Source organism: Acidisphaera rubrifaciens HS-AP3, assembly GCF_000964365.1.
Taxonomy (GTDB): domain Bacteria; phylum Pseudomonadota; class Alphaproteobacteria; order Acetobacterales; family Acetobacteraceae; genus Acidisphaera; species Acidisphaera rubrifaciens.
In genome coordinates this window covers 1-13,669 of sequence record NZ_BANB01000103.1, presented here as the reverse complement: position 1 = coordinate 13,669, position 13,669 = coordinate 1, and the positions used below count along the sequence as shown (strand labels likewise).

Sequence of the window (13,669 nt, the reverse complement as noted above, 5' to 3'; positions counted from 1 at the left end):
GGCCGGCATGCCGGGCGAGCAGACGGCGCAGGATCGCGGCCTCGCGTCCCGGGCGGAGGGCGACGCCCGCCTTGATCCGCGCCGCGGCCAGCCGGGCGACCACGCCGGCCCGGCGCATCAGCAGGTCGTGCAGCGCGTCGTCGATGCCGTCGAGTTCCGCCCGCACGGCGGCGAGGTCGGTCACGCCGCTCCCGCCGGCCGCGCCCGCGGCAGCACCAGCGGCATCAGGCCCGGTGGGCGCGGGGACAGGATCGAGCGTCTTCGACATTCTGGACCGGCATGACCTGAGCTGCGAACGTGCTTGCAGATAGCCGATGCCCCGCCCCGTGCCTACCCGACGCCACCGACGCATGGTTGCCGAGGGCATGGGGCTCTGCCTATGTGCAGCCGGCATGGAACAGACCGAGACACGCCCGCCGAGCGAGCACACGCACGTCGCCTTCGGCGACGGCCTGGCGCTCGACTGCGGCGAACACCTGCCGGAACTGGTCGTCGCCTATCGCAGCTACGGGCGTCTGAACGCGGACCGGTCCAACGCGGTGCTGGTCTGCCATGCCCTGACGGGCGACCAGTACGTCGCCGAGCACCACCCCCTGACCGGCAAGCCCGGCTGGTGGGACGCCGTGGTCGGACCGGGGCGGCCGGTGGACACGGACCGGTTTTTCGTGATCTGCGCCAACGTCCTGGGCGGCTGCATGGGCAGCACGGGCCCGCGCTCGCTGCGGCCAGACGGGCGGCTGTGGGGCACCGACTTCCCGCCGATCACCATTCGCGACATGGTCCGCGCCCAGAAACGGCTGGTCGAGCATCTCGGCATACGCCGGCTGTTCGCGGTGATCGGCGGCTCGATGGGGGGGATGCAGGCGCTGCAATGGGCCGCCTCCTACCCAGAGAGCGTGTTCGCCGCCGTCCCGGTCGCGACCGCTTCCTATCACTCGGCGCAGAACATCGCCTTCCACGAGGTCGGGCGACAGGCGATCTTCGCCGATCCCGACTACCAGGACGGCCGCTACTGGGAGAGCGGGCGCATCCCCGCCCGCGGCCTCGCGGTCGCCCGCATGTGCGCGCACATCACCTACCTGTCGGAACAGGCGCTGACCCGGAAGTTCGGGCGGCGTCTGCAGAACGCGAGCGGGCTCGCGGTGTTCGGCGAGATGTTCGAGGTGGAAAGCTATCTCCGCCACCAGGGCAGCAGCTTCGTCCGGCGCTTCGACGCCAATTCGTATCTGACGATCACCCGCGCGATGGATTACTTCGACCTCGCGGCCGACCATGGCGGGGACGTCGCCAACGCCTTCCGGGGCACGCCCACGCGCTTCCTGCTGGTGTCGTTCTCCAGCGACTGGCTGTTCCCGACCGCGGAGAGCCGCACCATGGTCCGCGCGCTCAACCGCGCCGCCGCCAACGTGAGCTTCGTCGAGGTCTCGACCGACAAGGGGCACGATGCGTTCCTGCTCGACGAGCCGGACTTCCACCGCGCGCTCGCGGGCTTCCTGGCCGGCTGCGCCGAGCATGCCGGCATCGCCGCCCGCTGACCGCGCGCCGTGAGCACCCTTGAGCTGATCGCCGAGATGATCACCCCGCGCAGCCGCGTGCTCGATATCGGCTGCGGCGACGGCGCGCTGATCCGCCACCTGTTCCGCGGCAAGGGCTGCGACGCGCGCGGCATCGAGATCGACATGGCGGAGGTCACGCGCGCGGTGTCGCACGGGCTGCCGGTGATGCACGGCGACGCCGATCTCGATCTCGAACACTACCCGGACGGCGCGTTCGACTATGTCGTGCTGTCACGCACGCTGCAGGCGGTGGAGCGGCCGCGCTGGGTGCTTGATCAGATGCTGCGCATCGGCGCCCACGCGGTCGTCAGCTTTCCCAATTTCGGCCATTGGCGCGTGCGCCTGCAGCTTCTGACCAGCGGCCGGATGCCGATGACCCGCACCTGGGACCGGCCGTGGTACGAGACGCCGAACATCCATCCCTGCACGATCCGCGACTTCTTCGACCTGTGCACCGCCAGCGGCTACACGGTGGAGCGGTGGCTGGCGACCGACGACGAGGGACGGCGCACGCCGTGGCGCCGCTCGCGTCGGCTGGCGAACCTGTTCGGCGAACAGGCGCTGTTCCTGCTGCGCGCCAACGGGACGCCGTCAGGGACCGGCGGCACGCCCTGACGTGCCCCGGCGGCGCAGCCGCGCGCGTACCCGCTCCAGCGCCGGCCCGGCCAGCACCAGATCGGCCCGGCCCTCCGCCTCCCACACCCGCGCCGCGTAGCCGCGCAGGGCATCCGCCGCAAAGCCGATCGTCGTGAAGCTGTGGCGATCGCCGGTGTCGAGATAGGACTCCGCCGGCAACCCCTCGGCGAGCACGATGTCGTGCCGGTCGAGTTCGATATGGACGTAATGGACATGCCGCCGCCGCATCCGCGCGACGCGGTCGCCGTCGACAAGGCGACGGACCGGGATCAGGACGCCGTCGAGATAGACCGCGTGATCGGGCGAGAGGAACAGGTCGCGCGAGGGACGGTTGCGCCCGAAGGCATGGCGGCGGATGCGGATCGGCTGCACGCGGTACGGGTCCGGGTGCGCGCGGAGGTCGAGCCGCTTCTCCCCCGCCCAGACGACCGGCCGCACGCCGCCGCCCTCCACGCATACGAGGTCGCCCGCCTCCAGCGTCTCGACCGGCACCTGTCCGCCCGGCGTGCGGATGCGGGTGCCGGCGACGAAGCAGGGCACAACGTTGGCGATCAGCGTCAGCACCGTGTCGCCCAACGCGACCGGCGGCGCCCCGCCGCCGGGCAGCACGCTGTCGGCGGCCAGGGTGATGGTGGCGGTGAACAGCCCGTCCTGGCTGGTGTCGAGCCCGACGCCGAGGCCGGTATAGGTACCGCCGGCCGCGATCGAGCCGAAGGCATCGAACCCGGTGAAGCTGTAAGCCGCGCTACCGCCCGTCACGAAGCTGCCGGCGAGCTGATCGGCCGGTCCGCTCGCGGTGTTCACCACGCCGAGCGCGAGATCGACGGCGCTGCCCTGCACGAACGTGCCGAGGTCGAGGGTCGGGCCCGAGATCAGGCTGGGCGTCGCGCCCAGCTCCTCCAGCGCCGCCTGCGCGGGCGCGTCCAGGGTGATCTGCACCGGCACCACGACGTCGGGCAGCGCCGCCGTGCCCAGCCCGTCGATACTGCCCGGGCCGGTACCGCCGTCGCTCGTCGCCGTCAGCGTCGCCGTGCCGGTGATGGTACCCGCACGGCTTGAATCGAATGTCAGCGACAGCGACTGATCGCTCGCGCCGGCGGCGATTTCGCCGGTCGGTCCCGCCGTGCCGATGCCGAGCCCCGCGCTCGTCGCATTGATCGCGGCGACCAGATTCTCGGAATACCCGTCGGCGGTGGCGGCGTTCGCGACGGTCAGATCGACGCTGTCCGGGCCACCCACGCGCTCGATCAGGTTGACGGGCATGGCGACCGGCATGGCGGTGCGATAGACGGAGCCGAACAGGTCCACCTGCGGGTCCGGCTGCAGGGCGACGGTGTTGCCGCCGCCGGCATCCGATACCGGATTGAGCTGCACGATTCCCGCGAGCGCCCCGCCCACCCCGGTCGGCAGACCCACGTCGATGCTCTTCGTATCGGTCGCCCCAGGCGCGAGCCCGGTGATGGCGCCCGACACGGTGGCGGACCCATAGGTGGTCGTGGTGACATCAAGGTTTGCCGCCGGGGCCGTCGCGCTGTTGGTGATGCTGAGCGCGCGGCTGTCGGTGCCGCCGACGCGGGTGTTGGCGAAGACGATCGTGCCCGGCGTGTTGATGGTTGCCGCCGCCGCGCCGCCGACCGTGTCCTCGATGACGATCGGTATCGGCGTCAGCGCCTGGCTGTAGCCGCTGTCGTTCTGCGTGGTCGGGGTGAAGGTGAGGTGTTCGGCAAACGTCCCGGTGTTCGCCGTGCCCGGCGCCACGTACAGCCCGTCGTACTGGGCGCCGGCCGGGATCGCCGCCGGCAAGTTGTTGCCCGTGACGAGGAAGCCGCTGCCGGTCGGCGCGCTGAAACTGCCGCCGAGATCGTCGGCTGGCGCCGTCGCCGCGTTGACGATGCCGAGCTGCAGGGCCGGCACCGCCTCGCCCTGCACCAGCGTCCCGAGATCGAGGACATAGCTGCCGCCCTGCGCGATCAGCGTGCCGAAATGGCTCAGCTCGACGATCTGCGGCACCGCGGGCGGCCCCGCGGTCTTCGCGGGATTGACGAGGATCGTGTCGGCCTCGGGCGTGAACACCGGCACGTCTGCGGCACTGATCTGCACCTCGAGCGTGCCGTTGGGGCTGGCGCCGAGCGCGTTCTGCGGCACGTCGATGGTGAAGGCGCCGATGGTGCCGCCCGCGGCGATGGCGAGCGTGCCCGAGGGGAGCGTGCCGCTGAAGACCGTGGCGCCGAGGAACCCGGCGCCGCCGTCCACGACCGTGTAGTCGATCGTCGCCGCCTGCGCGAGCGTGCCGGTCAGCGTGACGTCGAAGACCACCGGCGTGGGCGCGCCCGCCGCCTCGACGACACTCGGGACCACGGCGGAGACGAGGGCGGCCGGCGTGGCGGTCAGATCCTGCGTGATCGGCGCCGGCGTCACGACCGCACCCTGCTGCTGGACGGCGGCGGCGCCCGCGAGCGCGTTCATGCTGCCCGTCGCGATGTAGTCGAGTGCGGCGTCCTGTTGCAGCGTCGGGTCCACGATGCCGGCGGCCTTGGCCAGCGACGTCGCCTGCTGCACGAGGTTGGCAGGCAGGTTGGCCGTCGTCACCGCATCAGCGGGGAAGTTGCGGTCGGTGAACGTCGCCGTCGTCTGGCCGGGCAGGTAGTCAAAGAGGGAGGTCGCCTGCGTCACCCGCCACGAGTCGGCGAAAGCACCATACAGCGTGCTCGCCGCGACCGGCTGCGGCAGCACGGTTCCGTCTGACAGCTGGAAGTCGTTGGCGGCGCCGGCATCCTCTCCCTGCAGCCCGTGCACCATGTTCGGCGCCGCGAGCGGGATGCCGTCGGCCACGCTCATGAACGGATAGTTGTCGGAGATCGTCGCTTCCTCGCCGGTGTTCCAGTTCACGCGATAGACGTTCTGCGTGATCTGCGTGATGGTGCCGCCGGGGAGACTAAGCACGGGATCGGTGGCACTCAGCGACGTGACGGCGGCGTTGACCTCCACGTAGGGGCTGCGGGTGTCGTCGAACGTCACGCGATCCGCGCCGAGCGAGACCGCAACCTGCTGAATGACGCTGACCGAAGACGTTCCCAACGGCACCAGACGCAACTGGATGTCGAAGCTGTCGTTCGGCAGCAGCGACTTCGCCAGCGTGAACTCGCCGGCCGCCTGGAAGTCGTAATGCGTCCCGTTGTAGGTGACGATATGCACATCGCCCCAGGCGTAACTGTACACCATCGTCGGCGGGACGATGGTGTCCCGGACGGTAATCGTTTCGGTCGGCAGGGTCTTGTTGAAGCCGGTGCCGTTGGTGTCGGTCGGCGTATAGGTGATCGTCTCCTCGTTCGGCCCGAATTTGGCGTAGTCCACCGCGACGTTGAGCCCGGTGTATTCCAGACCGGATCCGATGGCGGACGGCAGGCTGTCGCCGCTGACGGAAAAACCCTCCACCGTCGTCGCGCTCAGCGTGCCGCCGAGCGAATCCGATCCCGTGCTGCCCAGGTTTTCGATCGCGAACTGGATCGGCGGCAACGGCTCGCCGTACTGGATGTTGCCGAGGTCGAGGAGGTAAGTGCTGCCCTGCTGCGTGAACGTGCCGAGATTGGTCAGATCGACGATTTGCGGCACGGGAGACGGTCCTGCGATCGGCTGATCGACGGTCGCCTGCGCCGTGCCGTCGATCAGCCCGAGGCCGCCCGTCGTGCCGATCTGCACCTCCACGCCGTCGGTCGCCAGCGTGCCGAGCGCGTTCGACGGCAGATCGATCGTGAACTGCCCGAGCGTCTGGCCCGCCGCGATCACCACCGTTCCCGTCGGCAGGATGCCGCCGTAACCCGCCGCCGTGACGAAGCCCGCGCCCGGCGCCAGCGCGCTCCAGGTGATCGTCGCCGCCTGGCTGAGCGTGCCGGCCAGATAGGCGTCGAAGACGACCGGCGTGGTCGTGCTGCCCGTCGCCTCGATCGACGCGACGTTTGCGAACACACCGGCCACCACCGGCACGGTACCCGGCGTCACCGGGGCGGCGGCGAGTGTCACGCCCTGCGTCGCGTTGCCGATGATCGCGAGATCGTTGGCGAGCACCGCGGGATTGCCGCCGCTTACGATCAGGTCGTACTCAAGCAGTTGCTGCAGCCCCGGATCGGTGACGCCGGCCGCCGCCACCATCGCCGAGGTGGCATTGACGACCTCGACCGGCAGGTCGGACAGGCTGATGACGCCGGTCGGGAAGGCGGTGTTGGTGAAGGTCGCGGTTTCCTGCCCCGGCGCGTAGTCGAACAGCGAGAAGGATTGCGGCACACGCCACGCGTTCATGAACGTGCCGAGCACGTCCTGTTCGGACGCGGGCGAGGCGAGCGTGCTGCCGTTCGGCAGGATAAACTCCGCGCCCGCCGTGCCGCTGTTGTTGAGCAGGCCGACGATGCTGCCGGGCGGATCGTTCGGGCCGCCCACCACGGAGGCGGCGAGGTAACTGCCGCCGTTGAGGACGGTCAGCACCTCACCGGTGTTCCAGCTGACCTTGTACGTCGTCGCCGAAACCTCGGTCACCTCGCCGCCGCTGAGCAGGATGGGCGCGGTCGGGCTGATCGCCGCGGCCGTGCCGTCCACGTAGATCAGGCCGTCGCGGCCGACGCCGAAGGTCACGCGGTCGCTGCCGACGCCCGCCGCGATCTGCGTGATCTCGCTGCTGACGGTGCTGCCGGGGACCGGCTGCATGCGCACCTGCACATCGAACGAGTCGCCGCTGAGCGTGGTGGCGGCAAGCACGTATTCGCCCTGTCCCTCCAGCCGGTAGGTGGTGCCCTGTGGCGTCACGATGGCCGGGAAGGGCATCATGATTTCGGCCAGATCGTGCAGATAGGCCGCGTAGTCCGGCGGCGGGTTGCCCGGGATCAGGCTGAGCAGGCGGCTGATCTGGAACGAGGCGGTGATGACGCCGAGCTGGAAGAACTTGCCCTCCGGGCCGCCGGCGGCGACCACCAGATCCTCGCCGCTCTGCGATTTCAGGATCTCGTTGCCGGTCAGCGAGCCGAGAAGGTTGAGCAGGCCGAGCGGGGTGGAAATGTCCGCGGCGTCGGCGAGATCGGCGTTGATCTGCGGCACGGTACCGGTGATCGACAGCGTGCCGGTGCCGGCGCCGCTGATCAGCGCACCGCTGTTGCCGGTCACCGACAACGTGCCGATGTTCGCCATCAAGGTCAGCGTCAGCGTCTCGCCGCTCGCCACCGCGGCGGGGTCGGTGATCGAATAGCCGCCCAGTGCGCTTTGCGTGCCCAGCAGCACCGTATCGGTGGTCGGCGCGTTGAAGATCGCGGCGGTCGGCGGCACGGGTGCCACCGTCACCGCAAGTGTCGCGCTGTTGGACACGCGGTGCTGGTCCGTGACTGTTACCACCAGCGTGTCGCTGCCCGGTGTATCGTTCTGATAGGCGAGACTGGCCAGGGCGTCGTTGACGTTGCCGAGGTCGCCGACAATGGTCAGCGTGCCGCCGCCGTCGTTCGCGACGGTCGCACCGGCGTTGCTGTAGGCCGTCAGCAGCCCGGTCGCATCGGAGACGACCACCGTCACCGGCTGGGTCAGCGTGTTGGGATCGCTGATTGTGATCGGACCGAGCAGCGACGGCGTCGCCGCGAAGACCGACAGGCTCGACGCGGCACTGATCGTCGGCAGCGGCAGGTCCGCAATCGTGCCGATGACGGTCAACGTCTGCGCGGCCAGCGCCTCGCTGAAGCCGCCCGGGTTGGAATCGGTGGGCGTCAGCACGACGGTCTCGACAAAGGTGCCGTCGGACGTGCCGTCGATCGTCAGCGTCGGCGCGCCATCCGCCTGACCGCCGGCGAGGCTGCCGATCGCGCCGAACCCGGCTGCGGTCATCGGCCCGCTCGCCGCCAGCGTGCCGCTCAGCGTGTCGGCCGGCGCCGGCGCGACATTTTCGACGGACAGCCCGACGATCACCGGACCGGCATTGCGCTCGAACACGCCGACATCGAGGGTCTGCGCCGCGCCGCTGCCGTCGATCGTGCCGACGGTCGTGGCAGCGATGGTCGGGGCGGCGTAGCGATCGACCTGCACCACTACCGGCACCACGACGGTGCCGAGCGCGGTCGTGCCGAGCCCGTCGATGCTGCCCGGGCCGGTGCCGCCGTCGGAGATGGCGGCGAGGGTGACGGCGCTGTCGATCACGCCGGGCTGCGCGGTCGAGACATCGAATTGCAACGGGGTCGCGGCGGTCGTCCCCGCCGCGATCTCGCCCGTGCTCGCCCCGCCCGCAATGGTCAGCCCGGGCGCCGCGACGATGGAGGCGATCAGGTTCTCGCTGTCCGCCCCCGCCGGCGCGCCGTTGGCGACCGGCAGGGTCACCGTGCCCGCGTCGTTGACGTGCAGATAGTCCGCGACCGCTGACACGTCCGCCGTGGCGAGGTTGAACACCGTGCCGCTCACCGCGACGGTCGGCGTGGCGGTGAAGAGATCGAGCTCGCCCGCGGCATAGGTGCCGGCGCCGCCGCTCGCCTGCAGCCGCACATAGCGGGCATCGGTCGGAGCGAAGACGATGTTCGGGTCGTGGTACGGGCTGTTTGCCAGGCTGCTGACCGTGGTCAGTCCGCTCAGCCCGTGTTCCGGCAGGATCGTGAACAGCGGCGTGAACGTCACTCCATCCGTCGAGGTGGCGACGACATAGGTGCCGGTGACGTCGACCGAGGCGAGCGCCGCGCTCAGCGGCTGCACGCTGCCGAGATCATACGTGAACGTCGTGGCGGGATCGGTCCAGGACACGACGCCGGCCCCGTTGTCGGGGGCGCCCACCGCCGGGACTTGCTGGTCCGCCAGCAGGCTCGCGGCGTTGGTGAACGACCCCGATGCCTGGATCGCGACCGGCGCAAGCAGCAGCGCCTCGACCTGTCCGATCGCGCCCGGCGTCTGCACGCCGAGGGCAACGTCGCCGCTTTGCGCTCCGGCCGTCCCGGTCGCCAACCCCACCGACACGCTGCTGCCATCGGTGGCACCGCCGGCGAGGGCGGCGATCGTGCCGGTGCCGAGCGCGTCGCCCGACTGCCCGGCGACATCGACGCTGATCGGCCCGGTGCCGGTGTTGAGGATGCTCAGCGCCTGGGTCGGTTTCGCGCCGGCATGCACCGCGCCGAAATCGACCGTGGGCGGCGTCGCGCTCGCGTCGATCGCCGGCGCGACCGTCGCTTCGATGGTCAGCGTGTAGGTGCCGATCGAGGCGAGATAGCCGCTTGGGTTCGCCTCGCGGGCGGCGAAGGTGATGGTCTCGGTGAAGGTGCCGGCCGAGCTGGTGTCCAGCGCGAGCCCCAGCGTGACGAAGCCGCCGGGGCCGAGATTGGTGACGGGTCCGTAGCCGCTGACGAGCCCCAGTCCGGCCGCCGGGCTGGCGGTGAAGATGCCGGACAGGGTGTCGCCCGCGGCGGGCGCCACGTTGGCCAGCGCCACCGACAGCGACGGGGGGAGCGAGTCCAGGTCGAACGTGCCGAGGTCGAGCACGAAGGCGGAGCCGGACTGCGTCAAGGTCCCCGCCGCACCGGTATTTTCGAAGACGGGTACCGCATCCACGCCCGGCACCGGCTGGCTGTTGCCCACGGTCACGTCCGCGACGGGGGCGATGACGGGCACGGCGGAGTCAGCCGCCGTGATGCCGACCTGCAGGATCGCCTGCGGCACGTTGCCGATGGTCCCGCTCAGCGGAATCGTGAGCGCGGTCGCGCTGTCCCCGGCGGCGATCGTCACCTGACCCGACGGCAGTATGGCGCCGGCGAAATCGCCGATGCCGACATACTGGCTGCCCGGCGCCTGCACGGCGTAGTCGACGACCTCACTCCCGGTGGTGTCGCCGGTGCGGTAGACGGTGAACACGACATCCGTCGTGCCGGCCGCCGTCTGCACGACGCTGGCGACGTTCGCGGCGATGCCGACGCCGCCGGTGACGATGGGCGGCGTGGGCTCGGGAGCGATCGCCGCCGTGGGCTGCGTGATCGATGCGGCCGCCGCGATGAAGCTGGTGTCGCCGGTCAGCAAATAATCCTCGACCGCCGCCTGCGCGGCGCCCGGGTCGGTGATGCCGGCCGCGGCGACCAGCGACTGCGCCTGTGCGACCACTTGCGCCGGGAACAGGCTGACGGGCACGCTGTCGGACGGAAAGTTCAGGTCGGTGTAGGTTTGCGTCGTCTGGCCGGGACCGTAGTCGAGCAACGACGTCGCCTGCGTCACCCGCCACGCATCGGCCCAGGTCGTGTACAGGTCCGTGTAGGACAGCGGCTGCGGCAGGACCGTTCCGTTCGGCAGCGTGAACTCGTTTGCCAGACGGCCGCTGTCGGTGCCGAGCAGGCCCTGGACCGACCCGGGCGCCGCGCGCGGCGTCAGGCGCAGGTTGACGTTGAGGAATGTCGTCTCTTTCGTGACGACGACGGTCTCGCCGCTGTCATAGCGGATCTGCCAGCTCGTCGGGCTGAGCTCGCGGACCACGCCGCTGCCGAGATCGAGCGGCGTGGCAAGACTAAGCGTCGCCGGGGCGCCGTCGACCCAGACCGTGTCGCTGCGGAACAGGTCGAAGGTGACGCGATGCGTGCCGACCTGCGCGCCGACTTCGGTGGTGACCGACGCGGCAGCCCCGTTGAAATATGGCTGGGTGCGTATCTGCACCTCGAACGTGTCGCCAGGCGCGGTGGAGCGGGCGAGCACGAACTCGCCGACCGCCTGGAAATTGTAGTACAGGCCGTCGAACGTCGTGAGATGGACGTCGCCGTCGTCGTTTCCGCCGCCGCCGTTCCCGCCGCCGCCGTTTCCGCCGCCGTTTCCGCCGCCGCCGCCCTGACCGGCGCTGCCGCTGAACAGCCAGGGGCTGACCTGACGCAGATGCGTCGTCTGCGTGCCGCCATGCGATTTCGGAATGACGGAGGCGGGAAAGCTGTTGCCGCTCGGCGTGATGATATAGCGGGGCGGGTTGCCGTTCGTGGTCTTGGTCTGCGGGAACGGTGTCGCGGTGCCGCCGGCGCCCTTGCCGATCCGCAGCGTGAGCCGTTCGTCCGGCAACTGACGCCCGTTGCCGTCGGCCGATTTGATGACATACGTGATCTGATCGCCGGGCGCCGGGTTCTGATCCGCCGCCGTGAGCAGATACGACATGCTGAGCGCGGGCGCGCCCTCGACCGGGGCACCGCCGATCGTGGAGAAACCCTGCGCCACGGCAAACGGCTGCTGCGAGAAGCTGACGTTGATCGTGGTCGGGTTGCCGTCATAGGCGCCGATCGCGAGCTGCGCGGGGCCGCTCGGCGGAATCCCGGTGCTGAGCGTGCGGAGATAGCCGTCGCTGGTGCCGACCGCGCCGACGGTGGATTGCTCCGACGCCACCGCGGAGCCCGTGTACAGCAGCAGACCCGGCGGCGTCTCGTTGCCGCCGGGCGTGTCGCTCACGATCAGCGTCGCGCTGGTGCTGACCCCGAACTCCGTCGCCTTTACGGCGATCGTGTCGAGCGTCGCGTTGGCGTCGTTGGCCGGCGCGACGAAGGTGAGCTGCGCTAGATCGGCGTTGATCTGCAAAGCCGTGCCGACGAGCGTGAGCCCGGTCGTGTCCAGCCCCGTGACCGCCGCCCCGCCCGGCTGCGTCTGCAGGCCAAGCCGCCCGACGCTGTTAGACAGTACGACCGTCATGACGGTGGCGGCCGAGGCCCCGTTCCCTGCGGCGACCGACAGGCCGTCGATCGGCGTCAGGATGCCGGGCGCCGCGACGGCGCCCGATGCGGTGATGCCCGGCGGCGGCGGCGCCGCCAGCGCGATCGCCTGCACCTGCTGGACCGCGCCGCCCTGTCCGTCGGGCGTGCTGACGGCGAGGCTGTCGGCGGTGCCGCTGCCCGGGGCGGCATAGGTCAGCGTCGCCAGCGTAGCGTTGAGCGCGGCAGCGGTGCCGCTCAGCACCAAGGTCGCGGTGCCCGACCCGCTCACCTGCGCGCCGGACGCGGGCACGGCCGACAGCCCGCCGGCGCCGGCCTTCAGCGTGACGGCATACACCACGTCGGCCGGCGCGCCGGCGGCCGGCACCAGCTGCACGCCGCTCACCGGCTGGCTGACGCCGTTGAACTCGTCGATCGTGCCGCCCGGCGTGGTCAGGCTCGGCGCAGCGCTGACCGCGACCGGCAGGCTCGCGCTCGCCACCCCGCCGCGCCCGTCGCTGACGGTAACCTGGACCGTGTCCGTCGCGCTGCCGAGGAAGGCGAGCGTCGCCAGCTCCGCATTGAGGTCGCCAAGACCGCCGGTGAGCGTAAGCTGCGTGGACCCGCTGCCGGTCACGCTGCCGGCGCCCGACGCGGTGGCGGATAGCGTGCCCGTGCTGTCGGTGATGACCGCGGTCAGCGTCTCGCCAGCCGCCACCGCGTCGGGGTCCGTCACGCCGATGCCGCCGAGCGCTCCCCGCACGCCGGGCAATTCGAAGGCCGGCTGCGGCAGCGCGATGGTGGGCGGCTGATTGATCGACACGGCGATCGATGCGCTACTGCTCTGCAGCGCCGCGTCGATCGCGCGTAGCGTGATCGTGTCGCTCAGCGCCGATCCCTGCGGGGTGTCGGTGACGCTGGCAAGCTCGGCGTTCACCGCGTCGGGCGTGCCGCTCAGCGTCAGCTGCGTGGTGTTGTCACCGGCAACCGTCGCCCCCGCGGCCCCGGTGGCGGCAAGATCGCCCGTCGCGTCCGCGAGCGTCACGCTGACGCTTCCGACCGCGGCGACGGTGACCGAGAGCCCGCCGATCGGCGCGGCCGAGCCGAGATTGGCGACGACCGTGCCCGGCGTCGTCAGCACCGGCGGCGCCGCGGCGGTGGCCGAGACGACGAGGCTCATCGTGTCGGCGCCGTACACCTGATTGAGGAACAGCCCGTTGCCGATGGCGAGGCTGCTGGTGCCTTGCGCGGTCGCGCCGTTGTAGACGAGTTCGGCGAACGCGCCGTTCACACCGCCCCCGGCCGTCACGACCGACAGCGTCTCGCCCGCAGCAAGCACCGCGCCGTTCTGCAGCGCGACCGCCAGCGTGCCGCCGAGGGTCGCGGTGCCCGTGACCGTCATCGCTCCGAAGCCGAAGGCGCCCGGCACGACCTCCTCCAGCGTGGCCGACGCCGCCTGCTGATAACTGCCGTCGACCGCCAAGGTGCCGGTCGCCTCGATCAGCGCCGTCCCGCCATCGACGACGGCGCCGCCCAAGGTCCCACTGCCCTGCAGGACGCCGCCCGACAGCGCGATCGCGGCCGCCGACAGTGCGCCATCGACCACCACGAGGCCCGCGGTTTCGGCGAAGGTGCCGGCGACGGCGAGCGTGCCGCCCGCGTCGATCGTGATGTCGCCGCTATCGGTCGCGCCGGTGCCGACCTGCATTACCGCAGCGATGGTGCCGTTGCCCTCGATCTGCAACTGGCCGGGGTTGACCAGCCCGCCGGCGGTCAGCGTCTCGGCCGCCGCGAGCCCGAGACTGCCGAAGAAGACCTGCCCGGTATTGG

At 70.8% G+C, this 13,669-nt stretch carries 4 protein-coding genes; 2 read left to right on the top strand and 2 right to left on the bottom strand.

The annotated features are described in order from the left end of the window. Window positions 1–184: chorismate mutase (locus B8460_RS04055; RefSeq protein WP_048860294.1), on the bottom strand; the 184-nt coding region annotated here is incomplete at its 3' end. A 208-nt stretch (window positions 185–392) separates the two neighbouring features. On the opposite strand from B8460_RS04055, the gene metX reads away from it, so the two are divergent. After that, entirely contained in the window at window positions 393–1,535 is a 1,143-nt protein-coding gene (gene metX / locus B8460_RS04050; protein ID WP_048860293.1) for a homoserine O-acetyltransferase MetX, read from the top strand. A gap of 9 nt (window positions 1,536–1,544) precedes the next feature. Continuing rightward, on the top strand, window positions 1,545–2,171 hold the full coding sequence (gene metW, locus B8460_RS04045; protein ID WP_277813919.1) for a methionine biosynthesis protein MetW: 627 nt from the start codon (window positions 1,545–1,547) through the stop codon (window positions 2,169–2,171). Here the strand turns inward: metW and B8460_RS04040 are convergent. Continuing rightward, on the bottom strand, window positions 2,148–13,547 hold the full coding sequence (locus B8460_RS04040) for a Hint domain-containing protein (protein ID WP_206742638.1): 11,400 nt from the start codon (window positions 13,545–13,547) through the stop codon (window positions 2,148–2,150). The genes metW and B8460_RS04040 overlap by 24 nt on opposite strands. Window positions 13,548–13,669: the final 122 nt, after the last annotated feature.

Bases quoted from the DNA above. Each gene is read 5' to 3' on its own strand.
- metX (WP_048860293.1), top strand. From the start codon at position 393: ATGGAACAGACCGAGACACGCCCGCCGAGCGAGCACACGCACGTCGCC.
- B8460_RS04040 (WP_206742638.1), bottom strand. From the start codon at position 13,547: ATGCAGGTCGGCACCGGCGCGACCGATAGCGGCGACATCACGATCGAC.